This window comes from Streptomyces sp. NPDC048331 (assembly GCF_043201215.1).
In the GTDB taxonomy this organism is placed as follows: domain Bacteria; phylum Actinomycetota; class Actinomycetes; order Streptomycetales; family Streptomycetaceae; genus Streptomyces.
Genome location: NZ_JBICYT010000059.1, coordinates 1 through 21429 on the forward strand (window position 1 = coordinate 1; position 21429 = coordinate 21429).

Annotated in this window: 20 protein-coding genes; 18 read left to right on the forward strand and 2 right to left on the reverse strand. The window is 69.7% G+C overall.

Translation table 11 applies throughout. The features are described from left to right. Together ACGFYY_RS39380 and ACGFYY_RS39385 are read left to right on the forward strand one after the other, a co-directional pair. Positions 1-315 (forward strand): hypothetical protein (locus ACGFYY_RS39380; RefSeq protein ID WP_393717073.1); only part of this gene is annotated, 315 nt, incomplete at its 5' end. A gap of 165 nt (positions 316-480) precedes the next feature. Next, the gene (locus ACGFYY_RS39385) at positions 481-828 is read left to right on the forward strand and encodes an ATP-binding protein (protein ID WP_393717075.1); all 348 of its coding nucleotides are present in this window, start codon (positions 481-483) and stop codon (positions 826-828) included. A 182-nt stretch (positions 829-1010) separates the two neighbouring features. Here the strand turns inward: ACGFYY_RS39385 and ACGFYY_RS39390 are convergent, their stop codons facing one another. Beyond that, positions 1011-1250, reverse strand: a complete 240-nt coding sequence (locus ACGFYY_RS39390) for a chaplin (protein WP_364852402.1) — start codon at positions 1248-1250, stop codon at positions 1011-1013. 374 nt (positions 1251-1624) lie between these two features. Here ACGFYY_RS39390 and sigK point away from each other — a divergent pair, with 374 nt between their 5' ends. From sigK to cutA, 15 genes are all read left to right on the forward strand, one after another. Next, entirely contained in the window at positions 1625-2212 is a 588-nt protein-coding gene (gene sigK, locus ACGFYY_RS39395; RefSeq protein WP_393717077.1) for an ECF RNA polymerase sigma factor SigK, read from the forward strand. After that, complete coding sequence (locus ACGFYY_RS39400; protein WP_364852263.1) at positions 2209-2967, forward strand: anti-sigma factor; 759 nt, start codon at positions 2209-2211, stop codon at positions 2965-2967. Before sigK ends, ACGFYY_RS39400 begins: the two co-directional genes overlap by 4 nt. Before the next feature lie 48 nt (positions 2968-3015). Further along, a complete protein-coding gene (locus tag ACGFYY_RS39405) occupies positions 3016-3498 on the forward strand; it encodes a peroxiredoxin (protein ID WP_364852261.1) in 483 nt (160 codons plus the stop codon). 516 nt (positions 3499-4014) lie between these two features. Beyond that, positions 4015-4503, forward strand: coding sequence for a hypothetical protein (locus ACGFYY_RS39410; RefSeq protein WP_393717080.1), 489 nt, complete (start codon positions 4015-4017; stop codon positions 4501-4503). Between the two features lie 73 nt (positions 4504-4576). After that, on the forward strand, positions 4577-5158 hold the full coding sequence (locus ACGFYY_RS39415) for a hypothetical protein (protein ID WP_393717082.1): 582 nt from the start codon (positions 4577-4579) through the stop codon (positions 5156-5158). Further along, positions 5104-5511 (forward strand): hypothetical protein, encoded by a 408-nt coding sequence (locus ACGFYY_RS39420; protein ID WP_393717084.1) that lies wholly within the window; start codon positions 5104-5106, stop codon positions 5509-5511. The genes ACGFYY_RS39415 and ACGFYY_RS39420 overlap by 55 nt, the downstream gene beginning before the upstream one ends. A gap of 133 nt (positions 5512-5644) precedes the next feature. Further along, complete coding sequence (locus ACGFYY_RS39425) at positions 5645-10582, forward strand: phage tail tape measure protein (protein WP_393717105.1); 4938 nt, start codon at positions 5645-5647, stop codon at positions 10580-10582. Next, entirely contained in the window at positions 10579-11472 is an 894-nt protein-coding gene (locus ACGFYY_RS39430) for a hypothetical protein (RefSeq protein WP_364852253.1), read from the forward strand. The genes ACGFYY_RS39425 and ACGFYY_RS39430 overlap by 4 nt, the downstream gene beginning before the upstream one ends. Positions 11473-11487: 15 nt before the next feature. Next, the gene (locus tag ACGFYY_RS39435) at positions 11488-12420 is read left to right on the forward strand and encodes a hypothetical protein (RefSeq protein WP_364852251.1); all 933 of its coding nucleotides are present in this window, start codon (positions 11488-11490) and stop codon (positions 12418-12420) included. Beyond that, positions 12420-13508, forward strand: coding sequence for a hypothetical protein (locus tag ACGFYY_RS39440; protein ID WP_364852250.1), 1089 nt, complete (start codon positions 12420-12422; stop codon positions 13506-13508). The genes ACGFYY_RS39435 and ACGFYY_RS39440 overlap by 1 nt, the downstream gene beginning before the upstream one ends. Continuing rightward, positions 13508-17416, forward strand: coding sequence for a hypothetical protein (locus ACGFYY_RS39445; RefSeq protein WP_393717087.1), 3909 nt, complete (start codon positions 13508-13510; stop codon positions 17414-17416). Before ACGFYY_RS39440 ends, ACGFYY_RS39445 begins: the two co-directional genes overlap by 1 nt. Positions 17417-17521: 105 nt before the next feature. Then, on the forward strand, positions 17522-17881 hold the full coding sequence (locus ACGFYY_RS39450; protein WP_364852246.1) for a hypothetical protein: 360 nt from the start codon (positions 17522-17524) through the stop codon (positions 17879-17881). Between the two features lie 57 nt (positions 17882-17938). After that, complete coding sequence (locus ACGFYY_RS39455) at positions 17939-18691, forward strand: N-acetylmuramoyl-L-alanine amidase (protein WP_364852244.1); 753 nt, start codon at positions 17939-17941, stop codon at positions 18689-18691. Then, positions 18688-18963 (forward strand): hypothetical protein, encoded by a 276-nt coding sequence (locus ACGFYY_RS39460; RefSeq protein WP_364852242.1) that lies wholly within the window; start codon positions 18688-18690, stop codon positions 18961-18963. The genes ACGFYY_RS39455 and ACGFYY_RS39460 overlap by 4 nt, the downstream gene beginning before the upstream one ends. A 106-nt stretch (positions 18964-19069) precedes the next feature. After that, on the forward strand, positions 19070-19396 hold the full coding sequence (gene cutA, locus ACGFYY_RS39465; RefSeq protein ID WP_364852240.1) for a divalent-cation tolerance protein CutA: 327 nt from the start codon (positions 19070-19072) through the stop codon (positions 19394-19396). Positions 19397-19442: 46 nt separating this feature from the next. Here the strand turns inward: cutA and ACGFYY_RS39470 are convergent, their stop codons facing one another. Further along, the gene (locus ACGFYY_RS39470; RefSeq protein ID WP_364852238.1) at positions 19443-20687 is read right to left on the reverse strand and encodes a helix-turn-helix transcriptional regulator; all 1245 of its coding nucleotides are present in this window, start codon (positions 20685-20687) and stop codon (positions 19443-19445) included. A 233-nt stretch (positions 20688-20920) separates the two neighbouring features. Here ACGFYY_RS39470 and ACGFYY_RS39475 point away from each other — a divergent pair, with 233 nt between their 5' ends. Continuing rightward, positions 20921-21427 (forward strand): ATP-binding protein, encoded by a 507-nt coding sequence (locus ACGFYY_RS39475; RefSeq protein WP_393717107.1) that lies wholly within the window; start codon positions 20921-20923, stop codon positions 21425-21427. Positions 21428-21429: the final 2 nt, after the last annotated feature.

Below are 21429 nucleotides of genomic sequence, written 5' to 3' on the forward strand. Positions count from 1 at the left end.
TCCGCGTCGGCGAGCGCCGCGACGGCGCCGTCCGCGGTGACCTCGACGGTCACCGGCGACCGGGACCACCGCCATGACCGATGGGACCGCCACGAGCGGTGCACCTGGTACCAGGGCCACCGGGCCGAGAAGTGGGTCAAGGGCCACTGGGAAGGGAAGTGGCACCAGGGCAGTTGGCACCACGGCTACCGTGATCACCACGGGAACTGGCACGACGGATGGTGGGGCAAGGGCTACTGGAAGCAGCACTGGGTGCCCGGCCACTACGTCAGTCACTGGGTTCCCGGCCACTGGAACTGCCACAACAAGTGGTAGCGCCGGATTGCCGATGAGGGGGTTCCGGAATCACCGGAGCCCCCTTGCTGTTCCATCCGTTCGGGCACCGATCACAGGGGCCGCACTCACCGTGAGGAATCACCATGGACACCGCCATCGCACCGCGCGCGTGTCCGGCCACTGCACCGGCCGCTCCCGTCGAGTATGCAGGCGCCGCACGAAGCACGTCAGACCGCAGAGCGACTCATGGCCGTCCGGTCCTCGTCCTGCCCCCGCGGTGTCGCCGGGGACATCTTGCTCATCGTCTCCGAACTGGTCACCAATGCGATCCGGCACGCGAACGGACCCTACGCGCTGACCTTCACCCTGGAGGACGGCCGGGCCGGCATCGCCGTCAGCGACGGATCAGCAGAACTCCACCGCCACCATGGTGGCCGGCAACGACTTGAGCCGGGCGGGAGGGGACTGAAGATCATCCGGGCGCTGGGTGCGGATCTCTTCGTCAGCCCCTGTGCTCACGGCAAGCAGGTCATCGCGGTCCTCACCTGGTAATGCGTGCAAAGCGGGGGTGCTGCGGGTGGCTGTGCCGACAGCCACCCGCAGCCGACCCGCCCCGCCTGCGATGCGTTCGACGTACCCCCAGGGCCTCGAACGCACCCGATGCCGGGCAGGTCACCGGTCCGCGCCACCCCGTCTTGTCGGCGGCGAACCGGAGCTCTTCTAGCAGTACCGGATCAGGCGTTGACGCAAGTGTTGCCGAAGGACGGGTTCAGCAGCCCGATCACGCTGACCGTGTTGCCGCACGCGTTGACCGGGATATGGATGGGCACCCGGATCAGGTTGCCCGAACCCACACCCGGCGAATACGCCGCAACCCCCTGCGCCCCGGCATCGGCCGAAGCCACCGACGCGCCACCCACCACGACCGCACCAGCCGCCAACGCCACCGCAAGACCTCGTCGCACACGAACCATCTGAACCACCTCCATGGGATACCCGAAACCGGTCGATCGGTCCGCCGGCCAGTGCGGGAACCCCGAACGCCTTGGGGCCCCCACACCCGTCCCTTCGCCGCCGACCGCCCCCCGGCTGGGCCGACACCTCTCGCTTCCCTCGAACGGGGTAACCGCGGGTGTGCGAGTGACGAACCACCTCCCATCCACGCGCCCGTCGGCTACGAAGAACTGCTGACACACCCACCTGCTGTGGTGGCCGGGCCGACCCCTGGGGCGGCCCGGCCCCGCTTGAGCGACGAGCTTCCAAGGACCGGCATGCGATGGACACCCCGCCCCACGACGGCCCTGCCCGGCCGTCCCTCCGTCTCCTCGCCACGGCGGGACCGGCGCCGGTGAACCAACCACTCCCCTTCGGCCCCGGCCCCGCAGCAGGACACGCCGGCCTCACCGAAACCATGCAGAAGGTCGCCCACGGAGACAAACAGGCCTTCTCCACCCTCTATGACGCCCTCGCACCCCTCGTGTTCGGAATCGTGATCAAGGTCGTACGCGACCGGGCCCAGTCCGAGGAGGTCGCCCAGGAGGTCATGATCGACCTGTGGCGGCAAGCCGCCCGCTACCGGCCCGACGCCGGCTCCGTCACCACATGGGCGGCGACGATCGCCCACCGGCGGGCCGTGGACCGGGTCCGCTCCGCCCAGGCGTCCGCCGACCGAGAACACGCCCAAGCCGCCCGCGAACACACCACCGCCTTCGACGAAGTTGCCGAACAAGTCGAAATCCGCCTGGACTCCGAGCAGGTCCGCCGCTGCATGCGCGGCCTCACCGAACTCCAGCGCCAGGCCGTCACCCTGGCCTACTACCAGGGCCTCACCTACCGTGAAGTCGCCGAAGCCCTGCGCACACCGCTTCCCACCATCAAGACACGCATGCGCGACGGACTCATCCGGCTCCGCGACTGCATGGGGGTGACCACATGAAACACCACGCCACCGACACCGACACACACACCCTCGCCGCCGCCTACGCCCTCGACGCACTCGACCCCAGCGAACGCAACGACTTCGACACCCACCTGCAAACCTGCCAGGCCTGCCGACAAGAAGCCGCAGAATTCCAGGCCACCGCAGCACGCCTGGCAGCCGCGGTCTCCCAAACGCCGCCCAAATCAGCCAAGACGCAAGTCATGGCCGCCATCGACTGCGTACGCCAGCTCCCTCCCCGCATCCCCCCCACCCCTGTGGCGTCATCCTCCCTCGGCGGCGTGCTGCGCCGCAGGGCTATGCCGTTGGTACTGGCAGCAAGCGTGGCCGCTGCCGCACTCGGCGGCGTCGCCGTGTGGCAGATCCAGAACGGACAGGACCTCAAGCACCAAGCCCGCCAAGCCCAACAGCAACTGGCTGAGGTCAGCACCGTCCTGGCAGCGCCCGACGCCCGCACCGCCCACGGACGGGCAGCCAACGGAGCCCTGACCACGGTCGTCACCTCCGACCGGCAGAACAAGGCTGTCTTCACCGCCGCCAGCCTCCCCGCCCCCGGAGCGGGAAAGACATACCAGCTGTGGCTCGACCACAAGGGCACCATGCGCCCGGCCGGATTCATCGACCACGACGGCACCGTCCTCCTCACCGGCGACCCCGCCGACGCGGGAGCGGTCGGCCTCACCCTCGAGCCCACCGGCGGGTCACCCCAGCCCACCACCGACCCCCTCCTCCTGATGACCCTTCCCACCTGACGGAACGCCCCGCCCAGTGTCCGCACCCCGAAACCATCGAGGTCCCCCATGGCCAACACCCCGAAGATCGGAGACACCGTCGGCGACTTCCGCCTGCCCGGCGGCCGCCTGGACGGCGCAACCTTCCAACGCGCCGACTACACGCTGTGCGAACAGCGGGGCAAACCCCTCATCCTCGCCTTCTACCCCGGCGACGACACCCCTGTGTGCACCGCGCAACTGTGCTCCTACTCCGACGGCCTGGCCGAACTGGAGTCCGCCGGGGCAACCGTGTGGGGCATCAGCCCACAGGGAGTCGACAGTCACGAGAGGTTCGCCCGCAACAGGGGCCTGCGGATGCCGCTGCTGTCCGATGAGGGGCGCACGGTAGCGAGGTCCTTCGGGATCGCAGCACCCCTGATCGGCCTGCGACGTTCGGTGTTCATCATCGACAGCGACAGCCGCCTGCACTGGAAACACGTCACCGCAGTCGGCGCCACCTACCCGCCCGCCACCACCCTGAACGCGCACCTGGACCGCCTCACCACCTGAACCGGCACACCCCATCACGTCTCCCTCACCTGCTGCCGAACATCGCCCCCAATCCGGCCGGCGCTCCGCTGCGAAGCAAGCAGCAGTCCGAAGGCGTATCGAAAGGTGGGATCGGTGCGGTGAAGCGGTGGGATGTGACCATCGCCGGCGCTGGGGTGGCGGGCCTGACCGCGGCCCACGTGCTGCACTCCGTACGAGGCAAACGACCGCCTTGACGTCCGCACCCACAGCCATGACGTCTTTCGACGGGCGCACGCTCACCGTGTATGGCCTTAACATCACAAGGGACGCGCTTGGTTGACCAGGTGGCTCGTGGGGTTCCTTCGTGGCACGAAGGCGTCATTCTTCTGACGGTAAGTTGAGTCATAGAGGCACACGACTCATCGCCCCCCCCTCACCGCGGAGGCCCCACGCGGACGCCCAACCCGATCAACGGGTGGGCCGGTTCCCCGACATCGTCGAGGGACGGGGCCCTCCCTGACGTGCGGCTGCCGTCCCGGAATCGGACAGCAGACCTTGCAGATCCAGAAATACTCGCGGCGCGGCGTCACGCGCATCCTGTGGCTGAAGGCCGTCAAAGACGCTGGCAACCTTCCTACTCGGGCGGAACTGACCGCCGGTACCGACCTGACGAACGCGGTCGCCGCGATCGACGGCTGGTCGCTGTCGAACCAGGCGATCGAGACCCCGGACCTGGGGTCCACGTTCGAGTCGAAGATTCCCGGCGTTGACCAGGCCGACGACTCCTCCCTCGGCTTCTACGAGGACAAGGTCGCCGACGAGATCGAGCAGCTGCTCACGAAGGACTCCACCGGCTGGGTGGTCTTCCTCCGCAAGGGCGACGTACCCGCCTCCCGGTCGATGGACGTCTTCCCGGTCCGTATCGGCTCCCGGTCCCCGCAGTACAGCGTGGACAACGAGGCAGCGAAGTTCACCGTGGCCTTCTCCATCACGGAGAAGCCGCTCCAGGACGCGCCCGTACCGCCCGCAGCCCCGAAGCCGTAGCCACCCCGCCCTCCCCTCCCGGTCGGGCGGCACGCTGCGCCCGGCCGGGACCTCCCCCATCACGGAGCTTCCGATGACCAGCCCCACCCCCACCGAACCGACGACCACGCCGGCTACCGGCCGCGATGACCACTGGGCACGCAAGCTCGCCCGGCTCCGCGCCCGCCAGCTTCCCGAGCAGCTCCTTCAACTGTGCGACGACATGGCGGCCAAGCAGCGCCTGGACCGGGCGAAGCTCGACGTCGCCAGGCTTCGGCTGGCTGACGCCGAGACCGGCGGCGAGCAGAAGGAGCTGGAGGCAGCGGAGGCCGAACTCGTCTCCGCGCAGGACGCCTTCGACGATGTGTCGGTCACCCTCTCCTTCCGCGCGCTCCCTCGGCCGGCACTCGATGGGCTGATACGGCAGCACCCGCCGACGGAGGACCAGGCCGAGGACGGCGACGCCTGGAACCCGACGAGCTTCCCGGCCGCGCTGGTCTCCGCGGCGCACGTCGAGCGCGACGACGACGGCCACGAGGTCGACGGTATGACCGTGCCGGACGCTCAGGACCTCCTGGACGGTTGGCCGGTTGCAGAGTCCAACAGCCTGTTCGCGGCAGCGTGGCAGGCGCAGCAGATCAACCGTGCGACGGCGTCGGAGCTGGGAAAAGGCTGATCGCTGACGAACGCCTCCGCATCGAACTGGAGCTGTGCGACCGCTACCGCATCCCGCACTCCTATTTCGTCGGCGCGGGGGACGGCCGGTGGTCGGAATCCGACCGGGTCAAGGCCCTGGCGTACGAGGCGTACCGGCGCAGCGTGTGCGAGCAGTGCGGCACCCGTGCCGGCGAATGGGACGAGCAGCACGGCGGGGACCGGTTCGCGTACGTCACCACGACGGTCCGGTGCGTGGGGTGCGAGCTGATCGCCAACGAGCAGCAGACCGTACCCGAAGGTCCTGACGGGTACGGCGTCCGGATCGGCCTGGTCCCGCGTACAGCTTGGGAGGCACAGCAGGCCGCACGCTGACGCCCGTACGCTGATCTTCAACAGCGTGCGGGCTCCGGCTGGCGCGTGCCGTGTGGGGCGGTAGGGGCGCATCCGAAGGGGCGCGGGGAGTAAGGGCACCGGACCGGTGTCGTCCTACACGCTCAGCGTGCAGATGCGCGCTGACGCCGCGAACCTGCTCTCCAGCATCCGAGGCGCCTCCGGCGCGCTGCGGTCCCTCGGCCGCGATGTCGACGCGATCCACCGGACCCTCGGCCGCGTCGGCTCCGGCGCTTCCGGCCTGCGCGGCATCGCCACCGATTCCGACTCCGCACGCCGAGGGCTCCGGCAGGTCGCTTCGGAAGGCGATGCCGCGATGCGGCAGCTGCGCCGGGGTCTGCTCGGCGCCCGGCAGGAAGCCCACCACCTTCGGAACCTCGTCGTTGGCGGCGGCATCGTCTCCGGGCTCGCGGAGATCGCAAAGGAGGGCAACGAGTACCAGCGCACCATTCAGAAGTGGGGGGCCGTTACCGGGGCGTCCGGCCAGGAGATGGTGATGGCCGCGGCCAAGGCCCGCGAGCTCGGCGCCGATCTCACCATCCCCGGCACTTCGGCGACGAAGGCCGCGGACGCGATGCTGGAGCTGGCCAAGGCCGGCCAGACCGCCACGTCGTCCATCGCGAACGGGCGCGCCGCCATGCAGCTGGCGGCTGCCGACAACCTGTCTGCCGCAGATGCCGCGAAGTATCTCGGTGACGTCATGGATCAGTTCGGGCTGAGCTCGAACCATGCGGGGCGTGCGGCCGATGTCCTCGCCTCCGGCGCGAACGCGGCCTCCGGTGGTCTGAAGGACATCTACTACGCGATGTCCTACACCGGGCCGGTCGCCGCTCAGCTCGGTGTGTCCATCGAGGACACCGCGACCGCCGTGGCCATGCTGGCCCGCTCCGGCATCCTCGGTTCCAAGGCGGGAACGTCCCTGCGCGGCATCTTCACCAACCTCGCGGCCCCGACGAAGCGGATGCGTGTGGGCCTGGCCGAGCTCGGCATCGAGGCCTGGGACGCGCAGGGGAACTTCAAGGGTCTTCGCGAGGTCGTCGAGGGATTCGAGAAGGCGGGCCACCAGCTCAGTAAGAAGGACTTCGCTGCGGCGATGTCGAAGGTCGTCGGCAAGCCTGCTCTCCAAGGTGCGCTGGCTCTGGCGCACCAGGGCACCGAGGCGTTCGACCAGATGCGGACCGCGATCAGCCGTACCGGCGCCGCCGGTGAGATTGCCGAGTCCCAGACGAAGGGGCTCGCCGGTGCGGTCACCCAGCTGAAGAGCCAGTGGAAGACCACCGGCCAGGTCCTCTACACCTCTGCTGCGCCCGGCCTGGAGAAGGTCACTCGCCTGCTCACGGCCGGGCTCGGCGCGGCCACGCCCGCGCTGGCCGGCGGCCTGGACTACCTGCATGACCTCTACACGCTGGCGAAGCCGTCGGCGTCGGCGGCTATCGCGGAGGGCTTCGACGCGATCCGGGACGCTGCCGGAGGTATGGGCGGTCCGCTGAAGGATCTCGCCTTCGATGCGCTCGCGTCTGCGATCAACGTGGTCGTCAACGCCGGACGTGCCGGGCTGGACATCCTCGAGAACCTGGGCGAGGGCTTGTCCCCGATCGCGGAGGCGCTGGCCGAGGTCACCGGCGAGGCCGGGGCCGGGGCGACCGCTCTGGACATCGTCACCACCGCCTTGAACCTGGCAAGCGCCGGGGCGTCCGGGCTCTCCGAGGTTCTGGGGCCGATCGGCCAGGGCGTGGCGTGGATCGTGCAGGCCTTCGGTGCGCTGCCCGGCCCGGTGCAGACCGCGATCATCGCCATGCTGATGGCCAACCGTGTCGCGCCCGTCATGAGCCGCCTGGCTGGCACCGTGTCCGGGCCGGTCGTCGGCGCGTACCGGTCGTGGGGCGACCAGATGCGTGTGCAGTCGGCGCTGGCCGAGCGGCAGGGCCAGTCCGTCAGCCGTATCGGCCAGCACCTGGCCGTGCTCCAGGCCCGCGTTCCGATCATCGGGCAGATGGGCGCCGCTTTCCGTGCGGCCGAGGGTCCGGCTCAGGGCCTGGCCCGGTCGATCGGTGTCGGTCTCGGTGGTGCGGCTCGCGGGCTCATGGGCGCGCTGGGCGGGCCTTGGGGCGTCGCGATCGCGGCGGCCGGCGTCGGGCTGTCGATGCTTGCCTCCCACCAGCAGAAGGCGGCGCAGGCTGCCGCCGAGCACAAGTCGCGGATCAGCAGCCTGTCGCAGGCGCTGCGGGAGTCGAACGGGGCGATCAACGACAACGTCCGCTCCGTCGCCGCGCAGGCCGTGATGGAGGCCAAGGTCCTCGACGGCAAGGCGCGGCTGGTCGACGTGATGGGGAAGGTCGGTGTGTCCGCCCGGCAGCTCACGGACACCTACCTCGGCCAGGACGGCGGTCTCAACTCGCTCCAGAACCGGCTGCGGGAGACGGCCGCAGCGAACCGGGAGTTCGTGACCCAGGGGCGCGTCGGGAAGTGGCAGTTCACGGAGACGGGCAAGAGCTACGACCAGGCGGCGCGCGCCCTGGGGTCGGTCAAGGGTGAGATGTCGCAGGCCGTGACGGACGCGAAGAACCTGGCGGACGCGCAGGCGTCGGGGGCGAAGTCCGCGGCCGACTCGGTGGGCCCGTTCGGGAAGTTCTCCGACGCGATGCGGCGCCTCTCCGACACCACCGCTGACGCCGACTCGCGTGCCCGGGCTCTGCACGACGCGCTGAACATCCTGGCCGGCGGCTCGGTGAACCTGTCCGCGGCCGAAGCCCGGCTGAACCGGTCCGTGCTGGATGCCAGCGAGGCGTTGAAGGGCGGCGTGGACCATGCGGAGGGGTACGGCAAGGTCCTGCTGAACATGGACGGCTCGCTGTCCACCGTCACCCGCAACGGCCAGAAGCTCTATGACGTCCTTCAGGGGCTGTCCACTAACAGTGCGGACGCCGCGCTCGCCGCCTACCAGTTCGCCGAGGCCAACGGGAAGTCGGTGCCGGAGGCGCTTCAGGCTGCGCAGAAGCAGATGGCTACGGCCCGCGACTCGGCCATCGCTACGGCGCAGGGCTTCGGCCTGACCGCCGAGCAGGCCGCGAACCTGGCGGACAAGGCGGGCCTGGTCCCGGAGAAGGTCAGCATCCTTCTCCAGACGGCCGGCATGGACGCGTCGATGGCCGAGCTGATGGCCGTGCAGCAGGCGCTGAAGGCGACGCCAGACAAGAAGACCGTCACCATCTCGACGCTGTCCAACGAAGCGCGCGCCGAGCTGGAGAAGCTGGGTTTCAAGATCGCCGACATGAAGGACCGGACGGTGCAGGTCACCGCGCCGACCGACCTGGCTCGCGCGGACCTGGACGCGCTGATCGCGAAGATCAGCGCGACCCCGGGGTCCAAGCACGTCCAGACCACCGCGGGTACGTCCGCGACGATCGCGAGTCTGGAGTCCGTCAAGGCCGCTATCGGCAGCGTGCCCGGCTCGAAGTTCGTCACCGTGGCCGCGCCGACCGAGGGCGCCCGCCAGCAGCTCACCGACCTCGGGTTCAAGATCACCGAGATCCCGGGGTCGAAGAACGTGAACGTGTACGTGCCCACCGGCACGGCCACGGGCAACGTCAGCGCGATCCAGGGCGCGATCAACTCGCTCACCGGCCGGACGGTCACGATCACCACAGTCCACAACAGCATCTGGACGACGTCCGGTTCGCGGGGGCCGGGCCCCTGGGCGGACGGCTACCAGTTCCAGGCAAACGGCGGGGTTGTGTCGTACTACGCCGAGGGCGGTGTCCGATCGGAGCAGCACGTTGCGCAGATCGCTCCCGCCGGATCGTGGCGGGTGTGGGCGGAGCCGGAGACGCAGGGCGAGGCCTACATCCCTCTCGCTGGTAGCAAGCGGACTCGGTCGAAGGCGATCCTCGGTGAGGTCGCGCGCCGGTTCGGAGGGGAGATCAGCTACTTCGCGGGCGGTGGGCTGTCGGACTGGAGCTACCAGCCGTCGCCGTCGCCGAGCTGGGGCAGCGGTTCGGGCCTGCGGTCGAAGTCCATGCGGAAGGACAAGAAGGGCAACGAGACCTTCGACCTCACGCTGTTCGAGAAGAACCTGCGGGAGTCCGCGGCGAAGACGGAGCGGTGGCGATCCGACCTGTCCACGATCGCCTCTCGTGCCGGCCAGGACGTGGCCGATGCGCTGGAGGAGATGGGCGAGGACGGTATCGAGCTCACCTCGAAGATGGCGAAGGGCTCGACGAAGTACATCAACGAGATGGCGGAGCAGCTGAAGAAGCTGTCCGGTGCGGCTCGGGTGTCGTTGGCCGACTACGCCCGCCAGCTCGGCAACGCGGTGAAGAACGCCGACGCCTTCCAGTCGAACCTGGCCAAGCTCGCCGCCGCCGGGTACGGCTCCCTCGCCGCGCGCCTGGCCGAGCAGGGTGACGAGGCTGCGGAGAAGCTGGCCGAGCAGGCGGTGAAGGACCCGAAGAAGGCCGCCGAGGCGGACAAGGCATCCCGGGCCGCCGACAAGACGCTGTCCGGGGAGCAGCTCACCGACCTGGTGAAGATCATCCCTGCGCTGTCCACCGGGAGGGGCATCCACTACGTCTCGGAGTCCACGGGGATCGAGGAAGACCGGCTGATCGAGGTCGCCAACCTGGCTACGAGCCAGCTGCGCGGCGTCGGTTCGCGGGCTGAACGGTTCATGGCCGACCTGGCTCGGGCGAACAGGGGCTTGTCGTACGCCAACGGCGGGATCTGGGAGCCGGGGATCTTTCGTGGGTCGGGCCGTGGCCTAATCAAGTTCGCCGAGGGTGAGACGGTCGCAGAATCGTTCATCCCGCATGCGGCGTCGAAGCGCAGTCGGGCAACGGACGTGCTGGCCGAGACGGCAGGACGCTTCGGGTACGGGCTCACGCCTCAGCGTCTGGTCGATGCGGGCGCGGGCCGGCCGCAGGTCGTGGTGGTGCAGCAGGCCCCCGCGATTGGCACGCAGACCATCCACGTGTCGAAGGCGGCTGCGACCGCGAGCGACATCGCGGCTTCGGTGGCGTACCAACTGCGCCGCGCGAAGAGGGGCGGCCTGCGATGAGCACCGCCTTGAAGGACTTCCAGATCGAGCTGGGCGGCATCGTCATTGGGCACGGCACCTCCATTCCGATCGCCGAGGTGGAAGGCCTGGGCCGGGCTGCGGTTCGCGGGGAGCTGGTCTCGCGGCCGGGCGCGGACGGGGTGTGGGCCGGTGCCGACTGGTACGACGCCCGGACGATCCGCATCGACTGCGCCATCAAGACCCCTGGCGACCCGGCAGCAGCCCGGCAGATCCTTGCTGACCTCCAGGAGGCGGCCGATGCCGCCGCCGTCCGAACTGCGCCCGGGGCGACCATGCCGCTGCGGATCAAGTGGCCTGGCAGCCCCACCCGAGTCGTGTTCGGTCGGCTGCGTCGCCTCGAACCGTCATGGGAGCAGGCCGCCTTCGGCTGGATTCCTCTGGATGTGGAGTTCGCCGCGACCGATCCGCGGTTCTACGAGGACACGGTGTCGTCGCTGACGCTGTCGCTGTCCTCTCGCGGTCTGGGCGGTCTCAAGGCGCCGCTGGTGGCCCCGCTGAACACGGGCACGTCCGTGCCGAACGAGCGGCGGGGCATGGTCCGCAACGACGGCCGCATGCCGGCGTGGCCAACTATCCGGATCACCGGGCCGGTGATCAGCCCGCGGATCTACATGCCGAAGACCGGTGCGCTGCTGGAGCTCGGTGTGTCGCTGACGACCGGCGAGCGCATCGACATCGAGACCCGGCCGGGCACCCGATGGGCGCTCCGCAACGGCAGCGAGAACGTCGCCACGTCCCTGTCGGGTGCATCCCGGCTCGACGGATTCCAGATCCCGCCGGGCTCCACCGAGCTGTGGTGGACCGCCCGCGGATACTCCTCCGCCTCCCGCCTGGCCGTGACCTGGCGCAGCGCGCACATCGCCCTCTAACTGCAAGGACCTCCCATGACGTTGATCAACCCGCCGCTGCTCGTCCACGGTGGAACCCACGCCGCGCGCGCCTTCCGGATGATGGTCCGCGACCTCAGCCACGGTGCACAGGGCATCACCGAGTCCGACGACCTGCGAGTCGGCCAGCTGGCCACCCCAGGTGCCGGTGTCCGGGTGGGAGACGGATCCGCCGTCATCCGGGGCGCCGTCGCATGGGGGCAGGGGTCGTACACGCAGTACAACGTGGGCTTCCAGAGCGTGCCGGTCGCACCCACGGGGGTCTCGCCGAGGTCCGACCTCCTGGTGCTGCGGGTGGAAGACCCGGAGTACGAGGGCGTCCGGGACCCTGAGCGGGATGACATCGGGTACTTCCACGTGATCCCGAACGTGTCCGCCAATGCGACGACCCCGCCCGCAGGCATGACCGCCGTCGCGCTGGCCCGGATCGACATCCCGGCCAACACCAAGGTCATCACGGACGGCATGATCCGCGATATCCGCACGATCGCGAACCCGCGCAAGGAGCGGCAGTTGCACACCGCTTCCCCGAGCGGTGACCAGAACTGGGCAGGTAACAGCGGGAGCTGGGCGGACTGGCCGCCGGCGAGCCGGTTCAACATCCGCGTACCGAAGTGGGCGGTGCGCGCCCGCATCGTCATGACCGTCTCCGGGCTTCAGGTGCTGGGCAGCATCTGGGGGTCCACGGCCTTCCGGCTCGGCTCCGTGCAGGGCCAGTCCATCCAGATCGACGACGGCAGCACCAAGGGCGACGGGTCCGTGCGCGTCAACGCGATCTCGGCGGACACCATCAGCATCCCGGCGGACATGCGCGGCACCACGCAGCCCCTCCAGGGCCTCGTCTTCCTCACCAAGGACAACGCGGGCTCCTTGCAGGCCGACGTCGTGACCACGGTCATCGCGGACATCGAGTTCGAGGAGGGCACCTGATGCCCGCCTACCGCTACCAGGTCCGCGACGCCCTCACCGGCGGCCTGGTCGTTCCGGACCTGCCTTTGACCGACGTCGAGTTCGGGCTGCGTCTCGATGAGCCCGGCGACTTCTCCGGGCGCGTGCCTGTTCCGTTCCAGCACCTGCTCGGCTCGCAGATCAGCCCCGGGAACACGGTGCTGACCGTCGAGCGGGACGACACCCTGCTGTGGGGCGGGCTGATCTGGCGTGCCGAGCCGGAGGGCGGCGCCTACCCGCTGGAGGCGGCCGGCTGGGGCTCCTATCTGCACCGGCGCCACGACGTGCACGGGGAGCTCGATGGGCGCGGCCCGTACACGTACGCCGACCCGTGCCAGGTGATCCGGGATGTGTGGGCGTACGCCCAGCAGCAGCCGGACGGGGACCTCGGCGTGCAGGTGGAACCGACGTTGTCCAAGGCGAAGGTCGGCACCCCGGCGGAGCCCTTCCGCTCGGAGTGGTGGGAGGCACCCGTGCTCGGCGACATCGTCGAGGACATGACGGAAGTGGACGGCGGTCCGGAGTGGACGGAGACCACCGTGCTGTCCGGGGACCGCCCCGTGGGGCGCATCCAGCTCGGCTGGCCGCGCCTGGGCACCCGCCGCCACGACCTGTCCTTCAGCTCCGGCGTGAACATCGCGGAGACGACTCCGGTCACGTACGACGGCGACGAGTACGCCCAGGTCGTCATCGCGCTCGGCGCCGGGGAAGGCCGCGGGCGGCGGCGCGCGGTCGAGGCGGTCCGAAACGGCCGTCTTCGCCTTGAGCGTGTTCTCGAGGTGCCGAACGAGAAGGGGAACGATCGGCTCGCGGCCCGTGCCCGCCGGGAGCGGACGGCCCGCCAGGTCATGGGAGAGGTGGACGAACTGCACGTGATCGACCATCCGGCCGCCCGGATCGGGTCGTGGCAGATCGGCGACGACGTACGGGTGCGCATCCACGACGAGTGGGCGAACTGGTCCGGCTGGTGCCGTGTAACCGGCTGGTCCATCCGGCCGCCGGACGGCGAGGAGCCCGAGCGGGTCACGCTGTCGCTGGCCCGGTCCGACCGTTTCGTGTACGGAGGCTGATGATGGCGAGCAACCTGACGCAGATCGTGTCCCGGCTGGCCGATGTGGAGCGGCAGCTCAGCCGCGGGTCTCGGACGGCGTCCCTGGCGTACTCGTCGGTCGAGGCCGGTTCGATCGAGGTGTACGACGAGGACGGAGTCCTCACCGGGTCCGTCGGTGTGCAGTTCGACGGCACAACGGGCGTGGCCACCTTCAACGGGCCTCCGCCGCCCGCGCCGAGCGCCCCTCGTGTGACCCCAGTCCTTGGTGGGCTTCGCGTCACCTGGGACGGCGGATTCGTGGACGCGGCCACCGCGCCGCTGAACCTCGGCCGGGTGCAGGTGCACCTGCTGGGTTCGGCTGCGGATCCGGTGGACGTCCGCAGCCCGGCTGCGACGATCGAGGCCGCCTCCGGAGCATCGGTGACGATCGCAGTCCCCGACTACGAGCCCCGGCATGTGCGCCTGGTCGCGGTCAGCACCTCGGGCAAGCCGAGCGAACCCTCTGCCGCTGGTGCCGCAGCGGCTCGGCAGGCTGTGGGGCAGGACCTCCTCGACGGAATCGTGTCGGACATCAAGCTGGCCGACAAGGCGGTCACGGACACAAAGATCGCGGTGGGCGCGGTGAAGTCGGCCGCCCTCGCGGACGGGGCAGTGCTCGCGGCCAAGCTCGCCAAGGCGGCCGTCACGAGCGACAAGCTCGGCGCCGGCGCCGTCACCTTGAACGCGTTGGGCGGAGCCTTGTCAGACGGGATCACCCAGCACTACGTGGACGCGCTGGGCGACGCAGCCGCCTGGAAGGCCCTGGGTATCGGGACGGGCGGCAAGTGGGAGCACCTGACCGGCGTGGTCGATGCGCCCACTGGCCGCACGGTCGGGCAGGCGACGGGCTTCGCGGTGGTGCGCGGTTCGACGCCGATCCCATACGAGCCAGACTCCCTGTACCGGGTCTCGGCCCGGATACGGACGCTCAGCCCCTCGGACGCGGGCACGGACACCGTGTACGTGGGGCTGCTCGGACTGGCCGCCGATGGCACCACCATGGTCAACCGCACCGGCGCGAACAGCGTCGAAGCGCACGTGTACTGCGCCGCGTCTCGGGGGACCCCGACCGTCGGCGAGGGATGGAAGGTCTTCACCGGCTACGTGCGCGGCCGTGGTGAAGCCGGGGCGGCCGTCGGCGGCGGGGCCTCGCCGGATCCGCGGGCGCCGGGCAAGCTGCACGCCGACGTCCGGTTCGTTGCCCCATTCCTGTGGCTCAACTTCGACTCCACTCGGACCGGGACGGCTTCGGCCTCCGGCGTGATGCAAGTGGACGCCGTCACGGTCGAGGTACTGAAGACCGGCATCGTGGACAGCTCCAACCTCGTTGCAGGCAGCGTAACCACGGGCGCTCTGGCGACCGACTCGGTGACTGCGGGCAAGGTGGCCGCCGACACGATCAGCGGCCGGGAGCTCCAGGCCGCCTCGGTAGCCGCCGGGCACGTCGTCGCTGGTGCGATCACCGCGGACAAGATGACCATCGTCGGCACCGCGAACATCTTGGCCGACCCGTCGTTCGAAGGCCCGCAGACGCTGGCGCTGACCGCTGCCTTGCCCTGGGCAACGGTGGACAAGACCCGTGGGAACGGGTCGGCCTCGTCACTGCGGATCGACGCGGCCTCGGCCACCGCCGTGTACCGGGCGGTGGACCTCACGGTGCTGCCCGCCACGCCCGCCGATCAGCTGTACCTGGCCGTCGACTACTGGGTGTCGGACGACTGGGCGGGCGCGGAGATCAGCTTCCACGCCCGCTGGGAGGCCGCAGACGGAAAAATCCTCGGCTACGGCAAAGCCCGTACCGCTAGCCCCCTGCGGGCGCAGTGGGGACGGCTGTCCGCGACCCTTGCGGCCCCCGCCGACGCGGTGCGCGCCCGTATACGGCTGGAGTCCGGCGCGGCGACGGTCGGCGCGGTGTGGTGGGACAACGCGGCGGTGCGGCCGGTTCTGCCCGGGGTGCAGATCGCGGACGGCGCCGTGACGGCCCCGAAGGTGTTCGCCGGCGCCATCACGACGGACAAGCTCGCCGCCTTGGCCATCACGGCCGAGAAGATCGCGGCCAAGGCGATCACTGCGGACAAGGTGGCCGCCTTGGCGATCACGGCCGAGAAGCTGGCAGCGAACTCGGTGACGGCCACCGCCATTGCTGCGGGAGCAGTCGAGGCCGTGCACATCAAGGCCGGGTCGATCACGGCGGACAAGATCGCCCTGGGCATCGACGGCAACCTCGTGGCGGACGCCAGCTTCGAGGGCGAGGTGGCGGCCAAGCGAGTAGCGCCAACCGGAGGCTGGAGCATCGTCTCCCCGGGCCGGGACACCCCGAAGGCAATCCGCGCGGACTGCACCTCGGCGACGGCCACGGACCGTACGCACACCCTGGGCCTGTTCGAGGCCACTCCTGGGATGCGGGTGTGGATGGCGGCGGACTACCAGGTCAGCGCGGACTGGGTCGGCCGGAACTGGACCGTGTACGTCCGGTGGGAGGACGCTGCGGGGACCACCCTCGGGTACAGCACGCTCACCGGTCCGTCCGGCATGGCAGGCAAGGGCTGGCAGTACATGGCGGGCAGTCCTTCGACGGTCGCGCCTCCGCAGACGGTCACCGGGCGGCTGCGGCTCGGCGCCAACGATGCCACCGCGGGGAACGTGACCTTCGACAACGTGGTGATCCGCCTCGTGATGTCGTCCGGCGGCGGCGGCTCCCGCGCGGAAATCTCCCCGGAGGGGCTGAGGCTGTTCGACCCGACTGGTGAGGAGTCGATCTCTCTGGTCACGGGCCGCCCGCAGTACCTGACGATCACCAACGAGGGCGTGCCGGTCGCGACCATCAACGAGAACGGGCACGGTGCGTTCAACGACCTCTCCGTGGCCGGCGTGCTTTCCGTCAACGGGGAGAAGCTGGAGACACAGCTCTCCGACTTGGCGCGCGGCATCGTCGCCGTGCACACGACGACTGCCGGGGTGCAGGCTGCCATGGATGCGGAGACCGGCTACATCGAGCTGCCCGTCCGCCTCCAAGCAGACCGGCAGTATCGGATCGTCGTCGACGCCTACGCGGATCCCTCCGCCGGCGGAGGTGAGCTGTTGCTGTTCCTCCGCGACGGAGGGACAGCAACCCCGACCGTCACCTCCAGGCAACTCCAAAGCCTCGTGGTCCCGGCAAGTGGTGGCTGGCAGCGGCTACGCCTTGAGCTGATGGCCTCTGGTGCGACGCTCGGACCTGGAAACCATCGCCTCCTCAGCTCCTTCATGTGGCGGTGGGGAGCGGCGGGCGGGACCGTCTCCCTGTTCGGGGGCGGCGGATTCCCGGCCACGATGTACGTCGAGGACATCGGCCGGGCGATCGCCAACACCGGTGAACTCAACCGTGGAGGAGCTGGCGGCGGAACGGAACCGACGAAGCCCGCGACTCAGCGGTACGAGAAGACGTACAGCGCGGCCTGGTCGGGTACGTACACCAACCGCGGCAGTTACAGCAGCTACCACGGCAATCAAATGCTCCAGGGCTACTACTCGAGCACCAACGGTCTGACCGCCTCGCTCGTCGGCTTCCCGGCATCGCTGACCAGCGACCTGAGCGGCGCCAAGATCGAGAAGGTCCAGCTGTTCGTCTACTTCGAGCACTGGTACTACGCGGCCGGCGGCACGGCAGTCATCAAGGCGCATAGCCACAGCTCGCGGCCGGGGAGCTTCAGCAGCGACGGCCAGTCGATGAACGTGTCGTTCCGCCGCAATGAAGGCCGGTGGATCGACATCACGTCCGTCTTCGACGAGACCAAGTGGAAGGGGATCGCTCTGGACCCAAACAACACGGACAGCGCGTACTACGGGCGGGCTCACGGTGTCGGCCAGCAGTACCCGCCGCAGTTGAAGGTCACGTACGTGAAGTAGCCGAGGGCGGGCCGCAGGAGCGTCTGCGGCCCGCCCTTGTAGGGGCGTCCTGTCCGCACACGTACGATCAGCTTCAGGCGCGCGGGGCCGTCAGGAGTGATGTCCGTGTCCGTGCCTCCGAGCGCAGAGCCGACGCTGTGGGAGCTGCACCGCGCGGTCTCGCAGCTCCGCGAGGACCTGCGAGGAGACCTCGCCCATCTGGCGGCCCGGCTCGACCAGGTGGTCACCCAGGACGTGTACCGGGCCGACCAGCGGGCAACGGAGCAGCGAATCGGAGCCGTCGAGACGGCTCTTGCCGGGCTCCGCGGGGAGCACGACCAGGTCGCGGAGCGGACGGAGCAGCAGCGCCGTGAGGACCAGGCGCAGGCGGCGGCGACCCGCCGGCTGGTGCTCTCGTCGTTTGTGGCGCCGCTGCTGCTGATGGTGCTCCAGCTGTGGCTGGTCACGCAGGGCACGGCTCGCTGACGCGGGCTCCGCCTACCTCTTTTGATCTTGGGCGCGGGGAGAATCCGAGATCCGAACATGGCTACACCTCTGAGTGCTGATGCACTCGTGGCGGCGCTGCGCGCTGAAGGCGTGCGCATCGTCGAGCGCCCCGGTTGGCGCACCCACAACCGGAATCACAAGGGGCCGTGGGGCCCGGTCCGCGGCGTGATGATCCATCACACCGTGACCTCGGGCACCGCGAACACGGTGAGCATCTGCGAGACCGGGTACAGCGGTCTACCGGGCCCGCTGTGCCATGGCGTGATCGCCAAGGACGGCACGGTCTATCTGATCGGCAACGGCAGGGCGAACCATGCCGGGTCCGGCGACTCAGACGTCCTGGACGCGGTGATCGCGGAGCGCGCGCTGCCGGCGGCGAACGAAGCTGACGCCGATGGCAACACGGCGTTCTACGGCTTCGAGTGCGAGAACCTCGGCGACGGCGAGGATCCGTGGCCGGGCGCGCAGCTGGAGGCCATCGAGAAGGTGTCTGCCGCGATCTGCCGAGCCCACAAGTGGGGCGCGGCAAGCGTCATCGGTCACAAGGAGTGGCAGCCGGGCAAGGTCGATCCGAAGGGCTTCACCATGTCGGGTCTGCGCCAGCGCATCGGTGCGCGCCTGGCAGGGAAGCCGGGCGGCGGCGGCAGCACGTACACCGTGCGGTCTGGCGACACGCTGTCCGGGATCGGGCAGGAGCTCGGCGTCTCGTGGCAGGCGCTGGCGAAGGCGAACGACATCGCTTCTCCGTACGTGATCCACCCGGGGCAGAAGCTGGTGGTGCCGAAGTGAGCCGGGTTTCCGATGCGAATCGTCGAACGGTTCGAACCGTGTTCCAGACCCTGCTGGGTCTGGCCGCGGGTCTGCCTCTGATCGTGGATGCCTCCGGCGTCCACCAGTCGGCGGCCGGTGTTGCGGTCGCGCTCGCCGTGGCCGGTGCCGTCACGCGGGTCATGGCGCTGCCTGTGGTTCAGCGGCTGCTGCCGCGCTGGCTGTACGAGCCGGAGCGCCCCCCGGTTGAGGCAGAGCCCGACCGGTCAAGTCCGGTCCGAGCAGTGGAGTAGAGATCCCGAGGGGGTTCGGCGGCGGCCGGGCCCCCTCCCGTCTGGTCCGGCCGCGGCTGAGTGGGAGGCTCGGTAGGGTCGGGGTAGACCGACCAGGAGGGGCCTTATGGCGACCGAGATCGTGATCGCGCAGACATCCATTGACGACGAGGCCCGGGCGCAGGCCCTGGTGCAAGGGGCCGTTGAGGCGAGGCTGGCGGCCTGCTGCCACATCGACGGGCCGTTCAGCGCCACGTACTGGTGGCAGGGGAAGATCGAGACGGCGCAAGAGTGGCGCCTCTCGTACAAGACCACGGCGGACCGGCTTCCCGAGCTGGAGGCGTGGGTGGCCGAGGAGCACCCCTATGAAGTTCCCGAGTGGGTCACCATGCCGGTCACGGGCGGTTCCGAGGCGTACCTGAAGTGGGTGGTCGAGGAGACCACCCCGCGCTAGCGCGGCCCCCGGCCCGCCGCTGCCAGGGTGCGCGGCATGGGCGCCCTCAGGCCGCCAGCTCTTGCAGGTGGTGCGCGAGGTCGCACTCCGAGCTGGGAAGCCGCGCCGCGACAGCGGCGGCTCGGGCCCGGCCCATGGTGTTGGGGCGGGTCTGGGCAGCGGCCGCGAACTGGTGAGCCACGTGAACACCGTGGCCGATGTCGCCTCCTTGTAGGAGTGCGTGGGCGAGGTCTCCGAGGATGACGACGCCGGAATCCGACAGGTCCTGGCCGAGGCGTTCCATAGTGTCGGCTGCCGCCTCCGAGAGCTGCTGGTGGCCGAGTTGCCCGTAGACGGAGAGGACGAGCGAGTCCATCCGGGCTGGGGTCATGAACTGGACCCATGCCTGTTCGGCAGTGTGGTCGGCGAAGTCGTAGGCGATCCGCGCCCGGTCGAGCGCACGGAGCGCAGCCGTGTTGTCGCCGGTGTTCGCGGCCTCCTCCGCATGCCGGGCGTGGATCCAGGCGGCGGCAGCGCCGTTCCCCGGGCCGCGAACGTCCTGGGCGGCCTTGGCCAGCAGCTCAACCGCACGGCTGGGGGTGTCCGCTCCGTAGCTGGCGTAGCCCAGAGCGAGGGCCCGAAGCGGGGGGTGGCCCGAAGCTTCGGCGCAGTCGGCGGTGACCCTGTAGTAGGCGCGCGCGGTCCGGTGGTCTCCCAGGTCCCACGCCACCCAGCCGGCGAGTGCTGCTGTCTCCCCCGCGGCGACAGTAAGGGCCCGCTCGTGTTGGCCGGCCCGGGGAAGGGCAGCGGTGATGGCGTCGAGATGCGATTCGACCTGCCCACGAAGCTGCTGGGCGGTCAGGTGATGTTCGCTGATGTGCAGGGCGCTTGCCCGACGGGCCAGCGTCTCTGCGGAGTCTCCGTCGATCTTGGCGCCCTTCCCGAGGGCGTGGGCGAGGCGACCCCACGGCTCGGCGGCTGCAGCGGCACCGACGAGGGCGCCACCCATCAGTGTCCGGCGATTCAGCACGTCGACTCCTTCCTCCGCTTCGAAGTGGACCGGGTTCCGGCGACGCGCACGGGCGGCAGCTGCTTCCCGTTGAAGCTGCTCGGGGGGTAAGCCGCAGGCCACCGCAATGTGGGCCAGGGTGTGGTTCGTGGGGATGTGCTCGCCGTGCTCGTAGCGGTTGATCTCGCGGCGCGTCATGGTCTCCCGGCCGGAGACCGCATTGATCGCGTCTGCCTGCTGCTCTTGGGTGCGTTTGGCCTTCCGGCGGAGCTGGACGAGCAGGTGGCCGAAGTCTGCTGGCATGAGTGTGCCCTCTGTTGGTGGGTGTTTCCCCATCATGGGCCGCTGGTTCCCCCTCAGGTTCCCCCTTGACAAGTTTTTCCCCCTCTCAATTCCCCTGTTCCCCTCCTCGGCGGGACGGTGCGATGGGTTCCATGACCACGTTCCGTGAGGTGGCGCGCTCCGCGCCGGAGGGTGCAGGGCATCGCCTGCTCGACGCAGAGGTGCCGACGGTGCTGCGCCTGGGCGATTCCCCGATGCCGGACCATCTGCCGCCCTTGCCGTTCCCCGTTGCGCGGCGTAGCGAGGTTCCTCGGGGTGAAGCGTCCCGCGACGGAGCAGAGGCTGCGGTCGGGTGTGCTCGACCGGCCGGTCCCGGGTCGTTCACCCAGGAGGATGCCCGCCACGTGCAGGACATCCGGCGGTTCACGACGTCTTGCTTGCGCCGCTGGGGCGTTGAGGAAGACAGCGTGCACGCAGCTGAGTTGATCGCGAGCGAGCTCTACACGAGCGAACTCCGCCACGGAGCCAGCACTGTTATCCGTGTCCAGCTGATCGCCGGTCCCCGAACGTTCACGGTGGCGGTCGCCGGGGGCGGTCCGTACGTCCCCGTGTACCCGATGGTGGAGCCGGACGACCAGGGCAGGCGCGGCCTGTTCCTCGTGGATCACTTCGCTCGGCTGCACCGCGGGTACTGGGGCCTGTCGGGCGACGGCACCACCTGGTGCCTGATGGCTTCGACCGGGCTGCGAGCAGCGGGATGACC

Bases quoted from the DNA above. Each gene is read 5' to 3' on its own strand.
- ACGFYY_RS39445 (WP_393717087.1), top strand. From the start codon at position 13,508: ATGATGGCGAGCAACCTGACGCAGATCGTGTCCCGGCTGGCCGATGTG.
- ACGFYY_RS39405 (WP_364852261.1), top strand. From the start codon at position 3,016: ATGGCCAACACCCCGAAGATCGGAGACACCGTCGGCGACTTCCGCCTG.
- ACGFYY_RS39435 (WP_364852251.1), top strand. From the start codon at position 11,488: ATGACGTTGATCAACCCGCCGCTGCTCGTCCACGGTGGAACCCACGCC.
- ACGFYY_RS39415 (WP_393717082.1), top strand. From the start codon at position 4,577: ATGACCAGCCCCACCCCCACCGAACCGACGACCACGCCGGCTACCGGC.
- ACGFYY_RS39385 (WP_393717075.1), top strand. From the start codon at position 481: ATGCAGGCGCCGCACGAAGCACGTCAGACCGCAGAGCGACTCATGGCC.
- ACGFYY_RS39455 (WP_364852244.1), top strand. From the start codon at position 17,939: ATGGCTACACCTCTGAGTGCTGATGCACTCGTGGCGGCGCTGCGCGCT.
- ACGFYY_RS39400 (WP_364852263.1), top strand. From the start codon at position 2,209: ATGAAACACCACGCCACCGACACCGACACACACACCCTCGCCGCCGCC.
- ACGFYY_RS39425 (WP_393717105.1), top strand. From the start codon at position 5,645: ATGCGCGCTGACGCCGCGAACCTGCTCTCCAGCATCCGAGGCGCCTCC.
- ACGFYY_RS39430 (WP_364852253.1), top strand. From the start codon at position 10,579: ATGAGCACCGCCTTGAAGGACTTCCAGATCGAGCTGGGCGGCATCGTC.
- ACGFYY_RS39390 (WP_364852402.1), bottom strand. From the start codon at position 1,250: ATGGTTCGTGTGCGACGAGGTCTTGCGGTGGCGTTGGCGGCTGGTGCG.
- cutA (WP_364852240.1), top strand. From the start codon at position 19,070: ATGGCGACCGAGATCGTGATCGCGCAGACATCCATTGACGACGAGGCC.
- ACGFYY_RS39470 (WP_364852238.1), bottom strand. From the start codon at position 20,687: ATGCCAGCAGACTTCGGCCACCTGCTCGTCCAGCTCCGCCGGAAGGCC.
- ACGFYY_RS39475 (WP_393717107.1), top strand. From the start codon at position 20,921: ATGCCGGACCATCTGCCGCCCTTGCCGTTCCCCGTTGCGCGGCGTAGC.
- ACGFYY_RS39440 (WP_364852250.1), top strand. From the start codon at position 12,420: ATGCCCGCCTACCGCTACCAGGTCCGCGACGCCCTCACCGGCGGCCTG.